At 63.8% G+C, this 19,571-nt stretch carries 21 protein-coding genes; 15 read left to right on the forward strand and 6 right to left on the reverse strand.

Translation table 11 applies throughout. The features are described 5' to 3' along the window. Positions 1-41 precede the first annotated feature (41 nt). The 7 genes from KM135_RS01940 (at position 42) to KM135_RS01970 (ending at position 6,348) form a co-directional block, all read left to right on the forward strand. Positions 42-1,262 carry a uroporphyrinogen decarboxylase/cobalamine-independent methonine synthase family protein gene (locus tag KM135_RS01940; RefSeq protein WP_221712206.1) on the forward strand — a complete coding sequence of 407 codons (1,221 nt, stop codon included), beginning with the start codon at positions 42-44 and terminating at the stop codon, positions 1,260-1,262. Positions 1,263-1,315: 53 nt separating this feature from the next. After that, positions 1,316-1,771 (forward strand): MarR family winged helix-turn-helix transcriptional regulator, encoded by a 456-nt coding sequence (locus KM135_RS01945; protein WP_221712207.1) that lies wholly within the window; start codon positions 1,316-1,318, stop codon positions 1,769-1,771. A gap of 232 nt (positions 1,772-2,003) precedes the next feature. Beyond that, on the forward strand, positions 2,004-2,312 hold the full coding sequence (locus KM135_RS01950) for an EthD family reductase (RefSeq protein WP_221712208.1): 309 nt from the start codon (positions 2,004-2,006) through the stop codon (positions 2,310-2,312). 142 nt (positions 2,313-2,454) lie between these two features. After that, positions 2,455-3,798 carry an aromatic ring-hydroxylating oxygenase subunit alpha gene (locus tag KM135_RS01955; RefSeq protein WP_221712209.1) on the forward strand — a complete coding sequence of 448 codons (1,344 nt, stop codon included), beginning with the start codon at positions 2,455-2,457 and terminating at the stop codon, positions 3,796-3,798. Beyond that, entirely contained in the window at positions 3,795-4,292 is a 498-nt protein-coding gene (locus tag KM135_RS01960; protein ID WP_221712210.1) for an aromatic-ring-hydroxylating dioxygenase subunit beta, read from the forward strand. Before KM135_RS01955 ends, KM135_RS01960 begins: the two co-directional genes overlap by 4 nt. A 9-nt stretch (positions 4,293-4,301) precedes the next feature. Further along, a complete protein-coding gene (locus tag KM135_RS01965; RefSeq protein WP_221712211.1) occupies positions 4,302-5,231 on the forward strand; it encodes a ketopantoate reductase family protein in 930 nt (309 codons plus the stop codon). Positions 5,232-5,361: 130 nt separating this feature from the next. Beyond that, the gene (locus KM135_RS01970) at positions 5,362-6,348 is read left to right on the forward strand and encodes an alpha/beta hydrolase (RefSeq protein ID WP_221712212.1); all 987 of its coding nucleotides are present in this window, start codon (positions 5,362-5,364) and stop codon (positions 6,346-6,348) included. Between the two features lie 426 nt (positions 6,349-6,774). On the opposite strand, the gene KM135_RS01975 is transcribed toward KM135_RS01970, so the two are convergent. Together KM135_RS01975 and KM135_RS01980 are read right to left on the reverse strand one after the other, a co-directional pair. Next, a complete protein-coding gene (locus tag KM135_RS01975) occupies positions 6,775-7,266 on the reverse strand; it encodes a nuclear transport factor 2 family protein (RefSeq protein WP_221712213.1) in 492 nt (163 codons plus the stop codon). Next, positions 7,260-7,748: a nuclear transport factor 2 family protein gene (locus KM135_RS01980; protein ID WP_221712214.1), complete on the reverse strand. Its 489-nt coding sequence runs from the start codon at positions 7,746-7,748 to the stop codon at positions 7,260-7,262. The genes KM135_RS01975 and KM135_RS01980 overlap by 7 nt, the downstream gene beginning before the upstream one ends. A gap of 218 nt (positions 7,749-7,966) precedes the next feature. Between KM135_RS01980 and KM135_RS01985 the strand changes: the two genes are divergently transcribed. From KM135_RS01985 to KM135_RS02005, 5 genes are all read left to right on the forward strand, one after another. Beyond that, on the forward strand, positions 7,967-8,512 hold the full coding sequence (locus KM135_RS01985) for a GbsR/MarR family transcriptional regulator (protein ID WP_221712215.1): 546 nt from the start codon (positions 7,967-7,969) through the stop codon (positions 8,510-8,512). Between the two features lie 85 nt (positions 8,513-8,597). After that, on the forward strand, positions 8,598-8,969 hold the full coding sequence (locus KM135_RS01990) for a hypothetical protein (protein WP_221712216.1): 372 nt from the start codon (positions 8,598-8,600) through the stop codon (positions 8,967-8,969). 66 nt (positions 8,970-9,035) lie between these two features. Beyond that, positions 9,036-9,512, forward strand: coding sequence for a hypothetical protein (locus tag KM135_RS01995; RefSeq protein ID WP_221712217.1), 477 nt, complete (start codon positions 9,036-9,038; stop codon positions 9,510-9,512). A 198-nt stretch (positions 9,513-9,710) separates the two neighbouring features. Further along, complete coding sequence (locus tag KM135_RS02000; protein ID WP_221712218.1) at positions 9,711-12,569, forward strand: TonB-dependent receptor domain-containing protein; 2,859 nt, start codon at positions 9,711-9,713, stop codon at positions 12,567-12,569. 69 nt (positions 12,570-12,638) lie between these two features. Then, positions 12,639-14,321: a CocE/NonD family hydrolase gene (locus KM135_RS02005; protein WP_221712219.1), complete on the forward strand. Its 1,683-nt coding sequence runs from the start codon at positions 12,639-12,641 to the stop codon at positions 14,319-14,321. 62 nt (positions 14,322-14,383) lie between these two features. On the opposite strand, the gene KM135_RS02010 is transcribed toward KM135_RS02005, so the two are convergent. The 4 genes from KM135_RS02010 to KM135_RS20125 form a co-directional block, all read right to left on the reverse strand. Next, on the reverse strand, positions 14,384-14,587 hold the full coding sequence (locus KM135_RS02010; protein ID WP_221712220.1) for a hypothetical protein: 204 nt from the start codon (positions 14,585-14,587) through the stop codon (positions 14,384-14,386). 50 nt (positions 14,588-14,637) lie between these two features. Then, positions 14,638-15,129: a DUF3237 domain-containing protein gene (locus tag KM135_RS02015; RefSeq protein WP_221712221.1), complete on the reverse strand. Its 492-nt coding sequence runs from the start codon at positions 15,127-15,129 to the stop codon at positions 14,638-14,640. A 148-nt stretch (positions 15,130-15,277) separates the two neighbouring features. Further along, a complete protein-coding gene (locus tag KM135_RS02020; RefSeq protein ID WP_221712222.1) occupies positions 15,278-15,769 on the reverse strand; it encodes a DUF3237 domain-containing protein in 492 nt (163 codons plus the stop codon). Between the two features lie 20 nt (positions 15,770-15,789). After that, on the reverse strand, positions 15,790-16,191 hold the full coding sequence (locus KM135_RS20125) for a nuclear transport factor 2 family protein (protein ID WP_221712223.1): 402 nt from the start codon (positions 16,189-16,191) through the stop codon (positions 15,790-15,792). A 168-nt stretch (positions 16,192-16,359) separates the two neighbouring features. On the opposite strand from KM135_RS20125, the gene KM135_RS02030 reads away from it, so the two are divergent. The 3 genes from KM135_RS02030 (at position 16,360) to KM135_RS02040 (ending at position 19,548) form a co-directional block, all read left to right on the forward strand. After that, entirely contained in the window at positions 16,360-17,352 is a 993-nt protein-coding gene (locus tag KM135_RS02030; RefSeq protein ID WP_221712224.1) for a MarR family winged helix-turn-helix transcriptional regulator, read from the forward strand. Between the two features lie 96 nt (positions 17,353-17,448). After that, positions 17,449-18,903 (forward strand): aldehyde dehydrogenase family protein, encoded by a 1,455-nt coding sequence (locus KM135_RS02035; protein ID WP_221712225.1) that lies wholly within the window; start codon positions 17,449-17,451, stop codon positions 18,901-18,903. A gap of 138 nt (positions 18,904-19,041) precedes the next feature. Continuing rightward, positions 19,042-19,548, forward strand: a complete 507-nt coding sequence (locus KM135_RS02040) for a nuclear transport factor 2 family protein (protein WP_221712226.1) — start codon at positions 19,042-19,044, stop codon at positions 19,546-19,548. Positions 19,549-19,571 lie beyond the last annotated feature (23 nt).

Here is a 19,571-nt window from a genome sequence, read left to right on the forward strand (position 1 = left end):
GCGCGAGCCGATGAACGGACAGATGAAGGGATTTGAAATCGATGCGGCGTTCGACAGATTATTTTCTGAGCACTCATGGCGGCAATCTTCCGCTGCCGGATGACCTGAACAAGCTCATCGCCAATCCCAGGGAAAATGCGGCGCAGATCGAGAAGCTGCTGCCCGGCTCGGTCGATTGGGTCGTCAAGCAGCAGATGGATTGCGGCGTCGATATCATCAACGACGGCGAATATGTGAAGGCCGCGACGCCCGGCACTTATGCGGGCTACATCTATGACCGCATGACCGGCTTCAACACGGTCGAGAAGCCGGCCGGTTGGAAACCCAAGCGCGCCTTCACGGCGGAACGCGACAAGCGCGATTTCCCGGGCTTCTACGAGTCCGGCCTGTGGTTCGCCGGCTCGGGCGGTCAGGTTCGTCCTGGCTTTGCCACGCCGGGCAGCGGTGTGCCCGCTTTCATGAGCGGCACGTCGAACACGATCCGCGCGTGCAGCGAGCCGATCAAATATCATGGCTATGCCGCGATCCAGGAAGACATCGATGCGCTTCAGAAGGCGCTCGTCGGCAAGTCCGGCGTCGATGGTTTCATCGCCGCGCTAGGCCCGCTCAGCACCGGCGCCGGAACGACCAACCTGCATTACAAGGACGAGCACGACTATATGTTCGCGGTCGCCGATGCGTGCCGCGAGGAATATAAGGCGGTCACCGATGCCGGCCTGATCGTGCAGATCGACGAGCCGGAGTTCGCGACGACATGGATGTTCTATCCGGACTGGTCGGTCGAGGAATATCGTGCGCATCTCGATTTCTGTGTCGAGATCATCAATCACGCGCTGCGTGGCCTGCCCGAAGAGCAGATCCGCTTCCATTTCTGCTGGGGCTCGGGTCACCGCCCGCATGTCCACGACATCGAGCTCAGGCACATCATCGACAAGCTGCTGAAGATCGATGCGCAGTGCTACACATTCGAGCATTCGAACGTCCGCCATGCGCATGAATATCGCGTGTTCGAGGACGTGAAGCTGCCGGCGGGCAAGATCATCGCGCCCGGCGTGGTCGGCCACTATACCGATCTTGTCGAGCATCCCGAGTTGGTTGCCGAGCGCCTGTGCAACTTCGCCAGGCTGGTCGGCATGGAGAATGTCCAGGCAAGCACGGATTGCGGCATCGGCTCGCGCGTCGGTCACGAGGAAATCGTCTGGGCCAAGCTGAGGGCCATGGCCGAGGGCTGCCGTATCGCCGGCAAGCGCATGAAGGGCTGACGCGCGCCGCGCCTGTTGCTACGCTCCGCGCGAGAGAAACAGTGGGAGGGCGCATGAGCACGATCCGGAAACTGCCGCCATTCGAGCAATCGATTGCCGCGATCGTGCTGCATGCGAAGGAGTCCGTCATCGCGCCGATGCGGCCCAAGTTGCGCGACTATAACATCACCGAGCCGCAGTGGCGCGTTATGCGCGTGATCAATGATCGCGGCGCGACGGACGCGACGGGCCTTGCCGAAGTCGGACTGCTGCATGCGCCGAGCGTGACGCGCATCTTGAAGGAACTGGAAGAGCGCAAACTGATCGTGCGCGAGCCCGACGCCAATGACCGCCGCCGCACCGTCGTCGCACTGACGCCGGAAGGGCGCGAGGTCGTCAAGGTCGTGTCGCGCCACGTGGTGCGCGTCATGCGCGAATATGCCGATCGCTTCGGTGATCAGCGGCTCGACAAGCTGCTGAACGAGCTTCGCGCGCTCTCGGCTGCCATCAAGGGTGTCAACGTCGAATAGTCTACTTTGACGTGTTGACGGGACCTTTCCGCCGAGAATAGTCTTGCGCCGGAATGGTTATCACGTTAACTGTTGCTCTCTGAGAGTCTCGGTTTTGCTGCGCTCTCCGGCGGTTGGCCCAGGCCGGTAAATGCGAGGAGAGGCAGGGGCGTGCGACCTGATGGCGGTCCGCTTGCCTGGCGTCTCCTACGGCTGGCGGAGCATTTTGTCAGAAAGAAGAAGGGAGTTCGCCTTGCACAAGATCGTCGTTCTCTATCCATCGCAGCCCGATCCGGAAGCGTTCAAGGCCTATTATGTCGAGAAGCATATCCCGCTCGCGCGCAAGCTGCCGGGCCTTCAGGCGCTGCGCTACACGTTCGACGTCGCGGGTGTCGGCGGTGAGCCGCCCTATTTCTGCGTGTTCGAGGCAGAGTTTGCGGACATCGGCGCATTCGGCGCGGCCATGGGATCGCCGGAAGGCGCGGCCGTCGCCGCTGACGGGCCGAATTATGCGCAAGTGCCGCCGGTCGTGATCCACTACACGGTCGACGCCAGCATGTAGAGCCGCCGCCGGGCGGATCGCCTCGCGGCGACTGCCCGCGCGTCTGTGCCGTAGAAAATGTCTTTCAATCAGATGGGGATCAATTGAGGCGGGTGACGGTGGGGCCGGTGCGCGTCGACAATATCATAAGGCTGAAACTGGAATGAAACCCTTCGCACTTCGCGACCTTGTCGATGACCGCCCGCAGGATGGCGTGTTCCGCGTCAACCGTGCCCTGTTTCGTGATCAGGCGCTGTTCGACCTCGAGATGAAGCATGTGTTCGAGGGAGGCTGGGTGTTCGTCGGCCTCGCCACACAGGCCGAGAACCCGCACGACTATTTCACGAACTTCCTCGGCCGCGTCCCGATCATCATCCAGCGCGACGGCGAGGGGACTTTGCGCTGCTTCGTCAATGCCTGCCCGCACAAGGGCGTGCGCCTGCTGCAGAAGCTGTGCGGCAATGCTCGCCGTCATGTCTGCCCCTATCATAGCTGGACGTTCGACAGCGCCGGCGCGAACAAGAATATCAAGTGGCAGAAGGCCGGCCGCTATGCGCCGGGCTTCGACGAGGAAAATCACGACCTCGCTACGGTCGCGAAGTTCGGCGAGTATCGCGGCTTCCTGTTCGCGAGCCTGAATGCCGACGTGCCGAGCCTGGAGGAGCATCTGGGCGAGACGCGCAAGCTGATCGACCTGATCGTCGACAAGAGCCCGGACGGCGTGGAGCTGGTGCCAGGCCGCGTGGTGTTCACTTATGCCGCAAACTGGAAGATGCAGCTCGAGAACTGCTCGGACCAGTATCACTTCACCTCCACGCATCCGAGTTACATCCGCATCCTTGACCAGCGTGCCAAGGAGCAGGTCAATGAGGTCGTGCAATCCTCGATCGGCGCGGCCGACTTCTGGCAGGAAGATGCGAGCGGCGTCACCGGCGGGACGATGAGCTTCGATCATGGCCATGTGCTCAACTGGGGCATCATGCCGGTCTCGTCCGCGTTGCCCGAGTTCGAGCGGGCGGAGCAGCTGGCCCAGTTGCATGGCGTCGCCAAGCGCAACTGGATGTTCAACATGCGCAACCTGACCATCTTCCCCAACCTGCAGCTCGCGGAGAATGCATCCAGCCAGATGCGCGTCATCCGGCCGATCGCGGCGGGCATGACCGAGATGCAGACCTGGTGCATCGCGCCGAGGGGCGAGAGCGCGCAGGCACGGTCGTTCCGTATCCGGCAATATGAGGACTTCTTCAATCCGACCGGCATGGCGACGCCGGATGACACGGTCTGCTACGAGGAAGCGCAGATCGGCATGGCGGAGCAGGATCGGCCGTGGTTGCAAGGTCATGCGCGTGGCCTCGGCGCCTCGATTGAAGGCGGCAACGACTGGTCCGACATGATCGGCATGAAGCCCGCGCGCAGCGTGCTCTCCGATGCGCAGCTCTGTGACGAGAGCCTGTTCGGCAGCTATTACCGCGCCTGGGCGCAGCGCATGGCGGGGGTGCTTTCGTGACGAGCCTGACATCGGCCGACGCGGCCACGTTTCTCGCGCGGGAAGCTCTGCATCTCGACCGGCTGGACTTCGATCCCTGGCTCGCGCTCTACACGCCGGACTGCCTGTTCTGGATGCCGGCCTGGCGCGACGATGGCACGCAGACGGAGGACCCGGACCGCGAGCTCAGCCTCATCTTCTATCGCGGCCGGCGCAATCTGGAGGATCGCGTGCAGCGCATCCGCTCCGGTTTCTCGGTCGCCTCGGCCGTCATGCCGCGCGTTGCGCACATGATCGGCAATGTCGTGACGCAGGATGCGGGCGAGGGGACCGTGCGCGTCGACAGCTCCTTCCTCACCAATGTCCACGACGTGCGCACCAACAAGAGCCACGCCTATTTCGGCCGCTACGAGCATGAGCTCGTGCTGGTCGATGGCGAGTGGAAGATCGCCAGCAAGATCATCCGGCTCATGAACGACGTCGTCCCCACCATGCTCGACGTGTACGGCGTCTAGGAGAACCCCATGCTGCCTTCCTCTCCCAGCGTCGCCATCATTGGCGCCGGCGCGATGGGGTGCCTATTCGCCGCGCGGCTCGGCGAAAAGGGCGCCAGGGTCACGCTCGTCGATGTCGATCAGGCCCGGCTGGGCGCGATCGCGCGCGATGGCGTGACGCTCAAGGACGACGACGGATCGCGAACGATCCCGATCGGCGCCAGCGTTGCGGCCGATCTCGCGCCGGTCGACCTGCTGATCCTCTTCACCAAGGGCGTGCACAGCGGCGCGGCGATCCGTTCGGTCGCGCATCTGGTTGCCTCGAAGCCGATCGTACTCACCTTGCAGAACGGCATCGGCAATGCGGACCTGCTGGCCGAGACCTTTGGCGCCGATCAGGTGCTGATGGGCACGGCGCATGTGCCCGCCGACCTGACCGGGCCGGCATCGGTGCTGACCCATGGCTTCGGCCATCTCGATCTGGGTGGCTTCACGACGGCGGCAGATCAGTTCGCGCCATCCGTTGCGGCCTTGCTGCAGGGTGCGGGGTTCGACAGCCATGTCGCGGGCGATGCCAATGCCGCGGTGTGGGAGAAGGTGGCCTTCAACGCGGCGCTCAATGCCTCGGGCATGATCTGCCAGGTGCCCAATGCGGGGCTCGACAATGAGTCCGGTCGCCGGCTCGCGGTGAACGTCGTGGACGAGACGGTGGCGGTCGCGGCCGCCAAGGGCATCAGCATCGACCGTGACAAGATCGTCGCCACGGTGGACTCGGCGCTGCGCGAGCATGCCCATCACAAGGCCTCGATGCTGCAGGACCGCGAGCATGGCCGGCAGACCGAGATCGAGATGATCAACGGCGCGATCGCGCGGGAAGGGGCCAGCCTCGGCGTCTCCACGCCGGTCTGCGACACGCTCGCCGATCTGGTCAGGATCATCGAGATGGCGGCAAGAGGCTGAAAGTCAAAACATACTGCCGTCGCGGATATTATCGGGCGGACCGCCACCGGCATGCTAGGCCGATCAACGATGGGGGAAAGGTGCGATGGCATTTATGAGCTTTTCTGGACCATCGCGGACGGCGCGGGCCGTGGCTTTTGCCGTCGCAGCCATCCTGACGCCAGCAGCGGCTGGCGCGAAGGATGCGCCCATCGTGATCGAGAAGCTGGGCAGCTTCGCGGCGGGTGGCAAGATCATCGGCGACGCTGCGAGTACGCTCCATTGCGATCAGGGCCATGTCGAATATCTGATCCCGGCCAAGGCGCGGAAGACATCGATCTGGCTCTGGCACAGCTCCAGCGCGCATGTCTGGCAGAACCGCTGGGATGGCGGCGAGGGCTATCAGTCCAAGCTGCTGCGGCGCGGCTATGCGACCTATATCTGGGACGGCCCCCGCGTCGGGCGCGGCACGATGAGCTGCGAACCGACCAGCTATGAGCCGCGCACGGGGCAGGACCAGGGCAATTGGGTCGCCTGGCGCTTCGGCCCCAAGCAGGGCGAGTGGTTCAAGGGTGTGCAGTTTCCGACCGACAGCAAGGAAGCCTATGACGCCGCCATGGACGCGCGCTATGTCGAATGGGACGTCGCGAAGAACGCGCACATGGAAGCCGAAGCCGCGGCCAAGGCGATCGACAGGATCGGCCCGGTCGTGGCGCTCACCAGCAGCGCTGGCGGCTGGCGCGCGATGCTCGCCGCGCTCAAGAGCGACAATGTGAAGGGCATCGTCGCTTACGAGACGGCCGCGTTCGTCTTCCCGGAAGGCGAGGGGCCGCAGGGCGAGGAAGGCGGCTTTGGGCCCACACATGTGCCACTCGAGGAATTCAAGCGGCTCACGCGCATCCCGATCCAGCTCGTCTGGGGCGACTATACCGAGCAGACCTTTTGGAAGGCCAATGTCGAACTCAGCAAGCAGTTCGTCGAGATCGTCAACAAGCATGGCGGCAAGGCGGAGCTGCTCATGCTGCCCGCCGCAGGCCTCAGCGGGAACACGCATATCCCGTTTGCCGATATGAACAACGAGCAGGTGGCGCAGCAGCTTGATCTGTTCCTGAAGAAGCATGGTTTGGACAAGCGCTGACGACTCGGCCTGCTGACCGCGATTTGACGTGGTTTGGGTGGTTTCGACGGCGGTTGGCCGCCAAAGGTCACACGAAGGTCACACTATCGACAGCTTTCCGGCAATTGCCGGGCAGGGCGAAACCGCGCATTTCTGCGGGTTTCGGGCCTTGGCTTCGCTAACTTCACACGTGTGACATATGGCGAGTGTGCGAAAGTTCCGGCCTGATGCTCGTAAGCATATGTTTTTGTTAGATTTTTTACGGATTCAAAGAGCAGCGTACTTCGCGGCGTGCATCAAGTTCATGCCAGCTTAGCCGGTCTGTAGGACAGGGCCTTCGCAGGAGCACGTGTTCACATTGATCGGGACAGGGTTCAGGGCGTGAGGTCACGCGCTGGATTCCCGTGTTCGCGGGAATGACGGAGTAAGAGGCGCAAGGCGGTCTCGCTACCAGCCCGGGTTCTCCAGCGGCGTCTCTTCGGTCATCTCGTTGTAGATGCGGCGACTGGTGAAGAGCCAGCCCTCGGCCGTGCGGACAAGCTCGTCTTCATAATAGCCATAGGCCTGGACATAGGGCCAGCGGGGCTGGTTGTCGTTGTTGAAGTCGAACCAGTAGCAGCGCGCGCTCGCCCGATCGCCGTCGACCTTGATGACGCGGTTGCTCACGAAATGGCGCTTGTGGGCCATCTTGGTCGGCGCGGAGGCCGCGCCCTGGCGGCGGTACATTTCGCCAAGGCCGACGCAGACCGCGCGGATCGCCTCGCGGCCCTCGGCATGACCCTCGGGCCAGCTCAGCACGCCATCCTCGGTGAAGACGCCGGCATAGACATCGGCATCCCACCAATCGAGCGCGAACATGTAGCGGTTCTGCAGCTCGCCGATCTCGGTCTTGTCGATGAGATCCTGCTGCGCCTTCGCACTGGCGGCCGCGCTCACCATGCCGGGTTCTCCGGCGGCGAGACGGCGGAAATCTCGTTCATCACGAAGCGCTTGGAGAAGCGCCAGCCATCGGCTGTGCGGACGAGATCGTCCTGATAATAGCCATAGCCCGCGACATAGGGCCAGCGCGGCTGATTGTCGTTGTTGAGATCGAACCAGTAGGCGACCGCATGAGCGGTGTCGCCGTCGATGCGGATGACGCGATTGGTGACGAAATGGCGCAGCTTGGCGGGCTTGGTTGGCTTGGCGGCCTCGGCGAAGCGGCCGAAGAACTGGCCGATGCGCGCCACCGCGCCGGCAATCGCCTCGCGTCCCTGCGCATGGCCCTCCGGCCAGGAGAGGATCGCATCCTGCGTGAAGCAGCCGCCGTAGACCTCCTCATCGAACCAGTCGATCGCGTACATATAGCGGCTCTGCAGCTCGCCGATCTCCATTTTGTCGATCGCATCCCGCAGCGCCTTGGGGTCGGGTCCGCTGGTCATTTGCCTCTCCATTCATTCTTGCGAATCCATTTAACTTGATAAGTAGTTCCGGCCAAGCGGGATTCTGGGTGAGACCTGATCGCCCCGCTCTTCTGCGAGGTTGCAAGCACCACCCCAACCCCTCCTCTGAAGAGGAGGGGCTAGAGAGAAGGGCGAAAACGAATCGTTGCACCAAGCTGCATCGGCTGTTATTTCTGAAATAACAGAAAGGAACGATAGTGCCACTGCTGGACCATCCCGACGTCAAGGCGTTCATCCTCCACTGGGGGGAGATGGGGACGCAGTGGGGCGTGAACCGCTCGGTGTCGCAGGTCCATGCGCTGCTCTATCTGAGCGACCGGCCATTGCCCGCCGACGAGATTGTCGATCAGCTCGGGCTGGCGCGTTCCAACGTCTCGACGGCGCTCAAGGAGTTGCAGGGCTATGGCATCGTCCGCCGCGTCCACGTCGATGGGGACCGCCGCGATCATTTCACCGCCGAGACCGATCTGTGGGAAATGCTCATGCGGATCGTCGCCGAGCGCAAGCGGCGCGAGATCGACCCGACCGTTGCCATGCTGGGCGAACTGGCCGAGCGGCTGGCGGCCGACACATCGGCGCCAGCCCATGTGCGCGAACGCATTACCCGCATGCACGAGTTCATCTCGACGCTGGGCAATTGGTACGACCAGGTGCGCAAGTTGCCCAAGTCGACGCTGGTTGCCCTGATGAAGCTGGGCGGCAAGGTCGCGCGCTTCATCCCCGGCAAGGCTCCCAAGGACTGAAAGGAGGCAGGCATCGCACGACATCCATTTGCTCATCACATGATTTCTGAAATTACAGAAATATTCGTAATGAAAGGATAGAACGATGGTTGAGACTTCCTACGCCCTCTATCTGGCGATCACGATCGGCATCACGATCTGGGTCGCCCGGACTCTCTCAAAGAATGGCGAGATCTTCCTGACCGAATGTTTCGGCCATGATGCCCAACTCGCGCGCTCCACCAATCATCTGCTGGTGGTCGGCTTCTACCTCGTCAACATCGGCTTCATCACGCTGACCCTGAGCCTCGGCGCGGAGCCTCATACGGTTCCGGAAGCGATCCGCTTCCTGAGCGGAAAGGTCGGTCTGGCCGTGGTCGTGCTGGGCGGCATGCACTTCTTCAACATGGGTGCGATCGCGCATTTCGGCCGCAAGGTGAACCGGTGGCTGAGCGATCAGCAGGCCCGCATGGCGTGAAGTGGATGATCAAAGGCGGCGCGCGCGATCATCCCGGGCGCGCCGCGATAGTGAAGGAACTGGACCATGATGAAAGCGAACGGAACCACCTATGGCGTGATCGTGGCGAGCCTGATCGCAGGCCCGACCTTCGTTGCCGCCGTCGCTTGTGCGGTGCTCTACGCACAACTTCCCGCCGCCATTCCTGTCGAATTGGGCGCCGTGTTCGCCCTCGGTTTTGCGATGCTGCTCGCGGTGGTGTTCGGCATGTTGATCGCCTTGCCGGCGAACGGCATCGGTGCGGTCGTGATGGTCACGCTGGGCCAGCATATCGCGGGCGCCCGGTCTTGGATGGCCTGGGCTCTGGCCGGCGGCGTGCTGGGTGCGGCGGCCTTTCATCTTTTCGATGCCGGGCCGGGCAGTGAACCATTGCTCTTCGCAACAGTCGTGACCTCCGTCCTTTGCGCCACAATCTGCCACCGCAAGACCGAGTGGATCGATGACGACCCGGCCGACGAGGTAGCGGTTCCACACCGGGCAGCGAGTGCGCGCACAGTTCCTTGAGAGCGTTGCGCTCATGGCACAGCGATGCGGCAAGCAGTCGGTACAATGCTTCCGCAGCGGAAAACTTGTTGAGAACTCAAGAAGTGCCTGATAATCAGTGTTCGTTGCATCTGGTCTGGCGCTGTCTCGCGCCTGTGGCCGGGCACTCGTTAAGACGCTGAAATTCCAATCAGCGCAGCGACCAGGAGAGGAGAGATCATGTCCACTTTCATCGCTCATTCGCGAGTCACCGTCGCCGGCACTAGCCTGCGGGCGCTCGCGCTCAGCCTTGCGCTGCTTGCCGTGCCTGCCCTCGCGCAGGAAGACGGCGCCGCGCCTCAGGATGAGTCCGCGCAAGAGGTCGAGATCGTCGTCACCGGTTCGCGCATCGCGCGCTCTGGCTTCGACCTGCCAACGCCGGTGACGGTGCTGGGCGGCGACCAGATCGAGCGGCAGGCCGCGGTCAACGTCGCACAGGTTCTGAACGACCTGCCGTCCTTCCGTCCGCAGGCGACGCCATCGACCAACGCCATCTTCACGAACAATATCGGCGCCTCGACGGCCGACCTTCGCGGCCTCGGCGCCAATCGCACCCTGGTGCTGATCAATGGCCGCCGGGTGGTGGCCTCCACGGTGCAGGGCGGCGGTTTCGCCGTTGCCGGCGCAGTCGATCTCAGCCTGATCCCGTCCTCGCTCGTCCAGCGCGCCGAAGTCGTGACCGGCGGCGCGTCGGCCGCCTATGGCTCGGACGCGGTGGCGGGCGTCGTCAACATCCTGCTAGATACGCGGCTCAGCGGGATCAAGGCCTCCGCGCAATATGGGATCAACGATGCCGGCGACGGCGAGGAATATCAGCTCTCGCTGGCCGGCGGCACGAGCTTCGCGGGCGGTCGCGGGCACATCGTGGCGGGCGTTGAATATTCCGACAGCAAGGGCAGCGAGGGTTGCTACAGCCGCGATTGGTGCGCGCTGTCCTACAACACGGTCAGCAACCCGCTCGTTGGCGGCCAGCGCGTGGCGGCCGGTCAGCCGGCGACCTTGATCCTGCCGAATACGCGCACCGCGACATCGACGGTCAATGGCATCATCACGACGGCCGGCGCGTTGCGCGGTACGGAGTTCCGCCCCGACGGCACGACGTTCAGCCACAATTACGGCACCTACTATAATGCAGGCATCTTCCAGAGCGGCGGGGGCGATTCCCGGCTGGCCTTCTACGAGCATTTCCCGCTTGCCGCGCCGGTCGAACGGTTGATCGGCTTCGCGCATGCCGAGTTCGAGACCTCGGACAAGCTGACGCTGTTCCTGGAGGGGTCTTATGGCCGGGTGAAGGGCAGCACGGTCGGCGCGCAGCGTCGCGACCTGGGAAGCATCACGATCCGCCGGGACAATGCATTCCTGCCGACCGCGATCGGGACGCAGATGGACACGCTCGGACTCACGTCCTTCTCGTTGGGTCGCATCTGGAACGACATCGGGCCGCAGCTCGCCGAGGTGACGCGCGAGAATTACCGTTTCGTCGCCGGCCTCAATGCCGAGATGTGGGGCGATTGGACGCTCGATGCTTATTATCAGTTCGGCCGGACGGACTATTCGCAGCGCGGTTACAACACCACGATCACGCCGCGCATGACCTTCGCGCTGGATACGGTGCGCGATGGCAGCGGCAACATCGTGTGTCGGGGCGTGCGCGATGGCGTAGCCGCCGCCGCCGGATGCCAGCCGCTCAATCCCTTCGGCGAGGGCAGCCCGTCGGTAGCCGCCAGGGCCTATGTCACCGGCACGGCGGAGCAGGATACGCGGCTCACCCAGAATGTCGTGTCGGCGAGCATGCAGGGCACGCTCTTCGAAGGTTGGGCCGGCCCGATCAAGGCAGCGACCGGCGCCGAGATCCGCCAGGACATCGCGCGCGGCACGGCGGATCCGATCTCCAGGGCCCTGCAATTCTATACCGGGCCGGGTTCGCCGATCAGCGGCAAGATCGACGTGTTCGAGGCATTCAGCGAGCTCAGCGTGCCACTATTCTCGGGCGCGGAGCTCACCGGCGCGATCCGCTACACCGATTATTCGGTGAGCGGTGACCTGACGACCTGGAAGGTCGGTGCCGACTGGTCGCCGCTCTCCTGGCTGCGCTTTCGCGGCACCGTCTCGCGCGATATCCGCGCGCCCAATCTCTTCGAGCTGTACGGGCCGGCGCAGACCTCCTTCCAGTCGGTGCTCGATCCGCGCACGGGCGCGCAGGTGCTCACCCAGGTTCTGCTCGGCGGCAATGCCAATCTGGTGCCCGAGAAGGCCGACACGTGGACGGTCGGCGTAGTGCTTCAGCCCGATCTGGGATCGGCCGGCCGGTTGCGGCTCTCCGCCGACTATTACAACATCGAGCTGGACGGCGCCGTTTCGACGCTTGGCGCGCAGGTGATCGTCAACCGTTGCGAAGCCGGCAACGCCGCGCTCTGCTCGCTGGTGACGCGCGATGGGGCCGGCCTGATCACGCAGGTGCGCAACTTCAACCTCAATCTCAACACGCTGATCACGCGGGGCTGGGACATCGAAGCGCTCTACACGCTGCCGGTCGGCCTGTGGGGCGGGCAGGTCTCGCTTCGTGGCCTGGCGACCATCGTCGATGACCTGATCACGGTGGATTCGGCCGGTGTGGCTGTCAATCGTTCGGGCATGAACGGCTCGCCGGTTTCGCAGCCATCCGGTGTGCCCCGCTATGTGCTGAACGGTTATCTGACCTTCAACTCCGATCTGCTGACGACGCAGCTGCAGGTGCGGCACATCTCGGCGGGCGTGTACAATGCCGAGCTGGTCGGGCCGGGGCAGGCGGGTTACGATCCGCTCAAGGCCAACAGCATCAGCGATAACAGCATCGCCGCCTGGACCTATGTGAACCTGAACGCGAGCGTGAACGTCTGGCGAAAGGGCGATCAGAAGCTGGAGATTTTCGGCGTGGTGAGCAACCTGTTCGACAAGGACCCGCCGGTCGATACGCCGTCCAGCTTCGGCCCAACCAACAACGTGCTCTATGACGTGATGGGCCGCACCTATCGCATCGGCGCGCGGTTCCGCTTCTGATACCCCCCAGGACGCCCGGCAGCGGATGAACGCGCCGGGCGTCCGCCCTATGGACGCAGGAGAGGCAGAATGAGCGGCACCGGCTTCACGCTGATCATGAAGGATGGCGTCGATCCGGCGACCGCGCCGGGCAAGCCGCCGCTGCCGCCGCGCGAGCATCAGCAGCGGGTCGAGGACGGGCTGCTGATCGACCGCAACATCGCGGTGACGATGCGCGATGGGGTGCGCATCCTCGTCGATCTCTATCGCCCGGCCGAAGCGCCGGATGGGGCCCCAAATGCTCCTATGCCCGTCATTCTGGGCTGGAGCCCTTATGGCAAGCACGGCATGTCCGACACGCTCTTCCCGCCGCATTCGGGGGTTGAGGCGGGCTGGATGTCGCGCTTCACGGCGTTCGAGGCGGCGGACCCGTCTTATTGGTGCGCGCAGGGCTATGCGGTCTGCAATGCGGACTCGCGCGGCATGTGGCTCAGCGAAGGCGATGTGCGCCACAATGGTATCGGCGAGGGCGAGGACTGCTACGACCTGATCGAGTGGCTCGGCGTGCAGGACTGGTGCAACGGCAAGGTCGGGATGACCGGCGTCTCCTATCTGGCGGCGATCCAGTATCTGGTCGCGCAATTGAAGCCGCCGCATCTCGCCGCGATCAATCCGTGGGAAGGCTTTTCCGACTGGTATCGCGAATTCGCCTATCATGGCGGCATTCGCGAGACCGGCTTCGTGCCGCGCGGCACGGGCAATCTGCGCTTCTCTAACCAGCGCTATGAGGACACCAACGCTAACGTGCAGGCGCATCCGCTGTACGACGCCTATTGGGAAAGCAAGGAGATCGACTTGCCGGCGATCGACGTACCGGCCTTCGTGGTGGCGAGCTGGTCCGATCAGGGCTTGCACACGCGCGGGACGATCGAGGCATTTCGGCACATGTCCTCGCGGCAGAAATGGATGCTCGTCCACGGGCAGAAGAAATGGGCGCATTTCTATAATCCCGAGAGCCGCGAACTGGCGCGGGCCTTTTTCGACGAGTTTCTGAAAGGGCAGGCGCGGGGCGTCGAGGCCTGGCCGCCGGTGCAGATCGAGGTGCGCGAGAGTGCGCGGGTCCACCCGATCCGCGCGGAGCGGGAATGGCCGCTGGCGCGCACCGAATATGTGCCGCTCTGGCTGACCGCGACCGGCCAGCTCCAGCATGCGCCGAGCGCGGTACAGGGCCATGTCGTCTATGATCCCTGCCATGAGGAAGGCGAGGCGCGGTTCGACCATCTCTTCGCGCAGGAAACCGAGATCACGGGCTATATGAAGCTCAAGCTCTGGGTCGAGGCGCAGGGCGCGGACGACATGGACCTGTTCGTCGCGATCCAGAAGCTCGACACGACGGGGCAACCGGTCGGTATGACCTTCTATGCCTTCTATGAGAACGGCCCGGTCGCTTTGGGCTGGCTGCGTGCCAGCCACCGTGCGCTCGATGCGGCACGCTCGACGCCCGAGCAGCCGGTGCATAGTCACGTGAAGGAAGAGCGGCTGGAGCCGGGTGTGCCGGTGCCGGTCGAGATCGAGATCTGGCCGTCATCCACCCTGTTCCGCGCGGGCGAGACGCTGCGCGTGGTGGTGAAGGGGATGGATATCTATCGCGATGCGCTGCCGATGCTGCCCTTTGCCCGGCACGAGGAACTGCGCAATGCGGGGACGCATGTGGTGCATGTCGGCGGGGATTTTGACAGCCATTTGCTGGTGCCGGTGATCCCGCACGGGTGAGGGGAAGTCCCAGGATCGCCGTCACTCCGGATCAAGTCCAGAGTGACGAAATCTGGAAGCTCTCAGTCCTCGATCAATTCCTGCAGCTTGGTCATCAGCGCCTGGATGCGCTGGGCCGCTTCCGTGAAGGTCGCGACGTCCGCGCGATTGCCGTTGCCGCGCGCTTCCTTGGCGGCCTCGACATAGCCTTCGAGATCGGCCTCCATCGCATCGACCAGGATTTCGATTTCGTCTTCGGTCAGCGTGAGTTTGATTGCCTTGGCCATGATCTTTCCATTCGATGCGTTCGCCGCGCCCTCTAAGGCCATTGCGCGCGTCAGTCGATGGTGGATCGCACCGCATAATAAGTGAAGATCGAATGATCCGGATCGGTGCGGCGGTGACCGGTGCCGATGAAGAGCGTGCGGCTCATCCAGTCATGCGGGCCCTCCGGCACGGTGAAGGTCGGCGAGAAGCAGAAATAGGCCGGCTGGCGCACGCCGTGGACGAGCTTGCCTTCGCCAGGCTTCGACGGGACGAGATAGCCGTTGTTGTTGATGTAGATCTTGGTGCCGTCGTCCGCCTCCAGCAGATAATGCGAGTTGACGACGACCGTGCCGTCTGTGCGGACATGCGCGTAATCGGCGCCGCTGTCCGGCACGACGATGCCGGAGAGGCGCGGGCCGTAGATCGTGCCGCTGGCGCAGGGCGTGTAGCCCTGATGGCCGCCGCCGCCGGGGAGCGGACCGAACATGCAGCGCTCGGGGCGGAACTCGACGCGCATTTCGAAGACATATTCGAGATGGGCGGGGACCTGGGGGTCGTTCATGACGGGCCTTTCTATGTCTCTTTAGCCCCTCCCTTTTAGGGGAGGGGTCGGGGTGGGGCTTCAACGTTGCGATGGTCGCTTTGCGAGCGCTGCTGCGCATCGCCCCCACCCCTTCCCCCTCCCCTGAAGGGGAGGGGCTTATTATCGCCTACAGCAGCATGAAATAATGGATGCGGTTGGCCTTCGGGATCTTCTCGGCCACGCCCACGAAGATATGCTTGCCGAGCCAGTCATGCGGGCCTTCGGGCACGTCGAATTTGGGGCTGACGCGCATATAATATTCGTCCGACCCGACATCCTCGTTGCGGGCCATGCGCTCCATCGCGTCGCCCTCGGCCCAGCGATAGCCGCGGCTCTGGAGATAGATGGGCGTGCCGTCGTCCGCCTCAAGCAGATAGCGTGCGTCGAAATCGATGACGCCGTTCGGGCGCACCAGCGGATAGTCGCCGCCGCTCATCGGGATGACGCGCCCCTTGATGCGCGGTCCCTCGAACGTGCCCTGCGCGGCCCAGATCGCGGCGCGGGTCGTGCCCATGCTGCTCGGCGTCAGCCAGATCGGCGCGGTCAGGTCGATCGAGACGGTGAAGGCGAACTCGAACCGGGGGGCAAAGGGGTGGGGCGGCGGCGCAGGTGTCGCCATATTTCATGTCTCCTTTTGGGTCAGGCGGAGGCGGCGACGACCGGCAGGGTCTTGTATCGCGCGCCCAGGATACGGGCGAACTTGCCGTCGCGCAGATAATAGAAGCCGAGGCTCTCGATGTTCAGGCTCTCGCCCTTCATCAGCGGCCCGGCGATGAAGTCCGGCCAATCGACCAGCCCGTAAAACTCCGTGCGGACATGGCAGGCGAGCGTATCCGGCCCGGCGGCGACGGCCAGGATATCCAGCGTTTCCCGGACCTTGGATTTCACGTCGCGATAGAAATCGAGGATGTTCTCGCGGCCGATGATCTGCCGCTTCTCGCCGAGATTGAAGACCACGTCGTCACAATAATAGCGGCCGAACCCCTCGAAATCATTGGCATTGAAGCGCGCGATATAGTCTGCATAGTCCTCTTCGGTCACCGCGCCTCTCCCGGATCGACCCTGTCCATCGCTGCGGACAAGATGTTGATTCTTCAACACGTAAGCGGCTGAATGGTGGATCGCAACTGTTATTCGACATTGCCAAGCGCTTTCGATTTTGGTCGAAGATGAAAGCCATGGATCGCAACCGGAACAGAAGGCGCCCTCGTGGCTAAGGGCGGCGTGCAGCTTGCCGTCCCGCTGCCCGAGGAGCAGGCGCCCGCGGCGCTGCGGCGCGTGCCGGTCCATGAGGTCATGCGCATCTTCGTGCGCAAGCCCGGCTTCCTGCTGAGCCGCATCGATCAGATCGCCAACGCGCTCTACGGTACGCTCGCCGGGAACAACGAAACGCTGGCGCAAGCAGAGATATTGCTCGCGATCGAGGCGGGCGGGGAAAGCGATCAGGTCGGCCTCGCGCGGGCCTGCGGCATCGACACCTCGACCACCGCGATCATCCTGGACAATCTGGAAGTCACCGGCCTCATTGCCCGCACGCAGGACCCGCGCGATCGCCGCCGCAGCCTGCCGGCGCTGACGCGGGACGGTCAGCGACGCATCGGCGGCGTCAAGCGCGCCTTTGCTGCCTTGCAGGATGAACTGCTGAGCGAGTTTGGTAAGGACGAGCGCGATCGGCTCCGCGCGCTGCTGAGCCGTATCGCGCGGGAGAGCGGGGACGGCGCGCCGCGCTGGGATATGGACGTCTCGCCCTTTGCCGATGCGCCGAGCCTGCTGTTCCGCAGGGCGTTGCAGATCGGCCTCGCGCATTTCAATGCCTGCGTCGCGCCGATGACGATCACGCTGCGGCAATTCTCCGCGCTGGTCATCCTGCATCTGCATCCGGGTCTCAGCCAGGTCGAGTTCGCGCGCGTCTTCGGCCTCGATCCCTCGACGTGTGCGATCGTACTCAAAAAGCTGGCCGTGCGGGGCCTGCTCAAAGCGGTGCGCTCCCCCGAGGACCGGCGCAAGACGCTCTATGCGACGACCGAGGAAGGGCGCGATCAGGCCGCCAGCATCCAGCCCGAGGCGGACCGCTCCGAGACGCTGACCCTGGCATCGCTGAAAAGCGGCGAGTTCGATTTGCTGCTGCCCATGCTGCAGGCGATCGTGCGGCGCCATTCGGATCGGCTGCGCTATCCCGGCTGCCTGCCTTGGGAAGAGTGAATTAGGCGCAAGAAGCGGTTGATTGACGAGCCATTGTCAATATACAACGATGTCTGACTAATTCGGGTGAGTCTCTCGCCCTCGGAGAGGACGGCAATGGCAGACAGCGACAGGCGCACTATTCCCGTGCGCAACCCGCGCACCGGCGCGATCGACTTCGCGCTTCCCGTCGCCACGGCGGCGGAGGTGGCGGAGAAGGCGGCGCGGCTGCGGCGGAACCAGAAGGCCTGGGGCGAAAAGCCGCTCGCCGCGCGCATCGGCGTGATGCAGCGCTGGCTGGGCGAAGTCGCCAAGCGCGCGAACGACATATCCGAGGCGGACGCGGTCGACACGGGTGGCTGCCACACCAGCTACATCCAGGGCTATATCACGATGGGGAACATCGGCGGCTGGATCGAGGATGCGCAGGGCGCGCTCGACAAGGCCGGCTATTTCGGCCCGTCCAAGGCAATGCCGAGCGTCGAGGTGCGCACGCAGTTCGTGCCTTATCCGCTGGTGAGCGTGATCGGGCCGTGGAATGCGCCGATGATGCTGGTGTTGCTCGATGCGATTCCGGCGCTGTTCGCGGGCTGCGCGGTGCTGATCAAGCCCTCCGAAGTGACGCCGCGCTGGATCGGGCCGTTGTTCGAGACGGTCGCGGCCGTGCCGGAACTGGCGGGCGTGTTCGACTATGTGCAGGGCGACGGCGAGACCGGGCAGCACATGATCGAGGCGGCGGACCTCGTCTGCTTCACCGGCAGCGTGCCGACCGGCCGCAAGATCGCGGTGCAGTGCGCGCAGCGGCTGATCCCCTGTTTCCTGGAACTGGGCGGCAAGGACCCGGTGATCGTGACCGAGACGGCCGATCTGGAGCGCGCGACGACGGCGGTGCTGCGCGGCGCGGTGCATGCCAACGGCATGGTCTGCTTCTCGGTCGAGCGCATCTATGTCGCGGAGACGATCCACGATGCTTTTGTGGCGCTGCTGGTCGAGAAGGCGCAGAAGGTTCGGTTGAACAGTGACAATCCGCGCGCGGGGCATTCGCACCCGTTCACTTTCGCCCCGCAGGCGGGCATCGTCGAGAAGCAGCTTGCCGATGCGGTGGCCAAGGGCGCGATGATCCTGACCGGCGGCAAGACCGAAGAGATTGGCGGCGGGCTCTATATGCGGCCGACGGTGGTGACCGGCGTCACGCACGACATGGCGCTGATGCAGGACGAGACCTTCGGGCCGATCCTGCCGGTGATGGCTTTCAAGACGATCGAGGAAGCGATCGCGCTTGCCAACGACACGAGCTTCGGCCTCACCGCCAATGTGATCGCGGGGACCGAGGCGGAAGCACTGCCGATCGCGGAACAGGTGAATGCGGGATCGGTGTTCATTCAGGACACGTTCCTGACATTCGCCAAGAACCGCACCGTGGGCAGCACGGCGTTCGGGAACAGCGGTGTCGGCGGTGGCGCGCGGACCGGGCCGGAGGCGATCCTGCGCTATGTTCGCCGCAAGGCTTTGCTGACGCAGCATGGCGAGCCGGCGGATATTCAGAACGATCATCATCTGGGCAAACAATAGGATCCAGAAAGACCCTCACCCTCCCACCGCCTGCGGCGGCGGGCCCCGCCCTCTCCCGCATGCGGGAGAGGGAAGGAGCGCGAAGCGCGGAAGGGTGAGGGTCTTTCTTTCGACGGAACGATTGGGAGAGAAGACGATATGGCATGGCAACTGAGCGCACTCGACCGGCTGGAAATCCAGGAGCTTTACTCGCGCTATGCCTGGGGTATCGACCTGGCGGATGCGGACATGGCCATGTCCACCTTCACGCAGGATTGCTGGTTCGATCATCTCTGGCAGGGCAAGGTGCAGGGCCATGAGGAGATCCTCAAGAATCTCCAGTCGCTGTGGAACGACCGGCAGCACTGGTGGTATGGTCGCCAGCATCTGATGAACCATTTCATCATGGAGCCGCGCGAGGAAGAGGGCGAGGCGGATGTGCGCTGCTTCTTCCAGATCATCCAGTTCCAGACTGACTATCACACCAATTTCGTGTTCGGCATCGGCACGCGCATCGACCATGTGACCAAGAAGGAAGGGCCGTGGCGCTTCCAGTCGCTGCATGTGAATGCCTGGACGGCGGCGGATCAGGTGCCGTGGAAGGGCGAGCTGTTGATGGTCAAGAAGCCGGTCCACAAGGCCGAGCCGGTCGCGGGGAAGAAGTGATTGGAAGGGCAATGCTGCCCTCG

Source organism: Sphingobium xanthum, assembly GCF_019737615.1.
Lineage (GTDB): Bacteria > Pseudomonadota > Alphaproteobacteria > Sphingomonadales > Sphingomonadaceae > Sphingobium > Sphingobium xanthum.

Excerpts from the sequence above, each read along its gene's own strand:
- KM135_RS01965 (WP_221712211.1), top strand. The coding sequence starts at position 4,302 with ATGCTGCCTTCCTCTCCCAGCGTCGCCATCATTGGCGCCGGCGCGATG.
- KM135_RS01940 (WP_221712206.1), top strand. The coding sequence starts at position 42 with ATGCGGCGTTCGACAGATTATTTTCTGAGCACTCATGGCGGCAATCTT.
- KM135_RS01995 (WP_221712217.1), top strand. The coding sequence starts at position 9,036 with ATGATGAAAGCGAACGGAACCACCTATGGCGTGATCGTGGCGAGCCTG.
- KM135_RS02020 (WP_221712222.1), bottom strand. The coding sequence starts at position 15,769 with ATGGCGACACCTGCGCCGCCGCCCCACCCCTTTGCCCCCCGGTTCGAG.
- KM135_RS02000 (WP_221712218.1), top strand. The coding sequence starts at position 9,711 with ATGTCCACTTTCATCGCTCATTCGCGAGTCACCGTCGCCGGCACTAGC.
- KM135_RS01990 (WP_221712216.1), top strand. The coding sequence starts at position 8,598 with ATGGTTGAGACTTCCTACGCCCTCTATCTGGCGATCACGATCGGCATC.
- KM135_RS01975 (WP_221712213.1), bottom strand. The coding sequence starts at position 7,266 with ATGGTGAGCGCGGCCGCCAGTGCGAAGGCGCAGCAGGATCTCATCGAC.
- KM135_RS02040 (WP_221712226.1), top strand. The coding sequence starts at position 19,042 with ATGGCATGGCAACTGAGCGCACTCGACCGGCTGGAAATCCAGGAGCTT.
- KM135_RS01945 (WP_221712207.1), top strand. The coding sequence starts at position 1,316 with ATGAGCACGATCCGGAAACTGCCGCCATTCGAGCAATCGATTGCCGCG.
- KM135_RS02010 (WP_221712220.1), bottom strand. The coding sequence starts at position 14,587 with ATGGCCAAGGCAATCAAACTCACGCTGACCGAAGACGAAATCGAAATC.
- KM135_RS02005 (WP_221712219.1), top strand. The coding sequence starts at position 12,639 with ATGAGCGGCACCGGCTTCACGCTGATCATGAAGGATGGCGTCGATCCG.
- KM135_RS02015 (WP_221712221.1), bottom strand. The coding sequence starts at position 15,129 with ATGAACGACCCCCAGGTCCCCGCCCATCTCGAATATGTCTTCGAAATG.
- KM135_RS02035 (WP_221712225.1), top strand. The coding sequence starts at position 17,449 with ATGGCAGACAGCGACAGGCGCACTATTCCCGTGCGCAACCCGCGCACC.
- KM135_RS01980 (WP_221712214.1), bottom strand. The coding sequence starts at position 7,748 with ATGACCAGCGGACCCGACCCCAAGGCGCTGCGGGATGCGATCGACAAA.
- KM135_RS01955 (WP_221712209.1), top strand. The coding sequence starts at position 2,455 with ATGAAACCCTTCGCACTTCGCGACCTTGTCGATGACCGCCCGCAGGAT.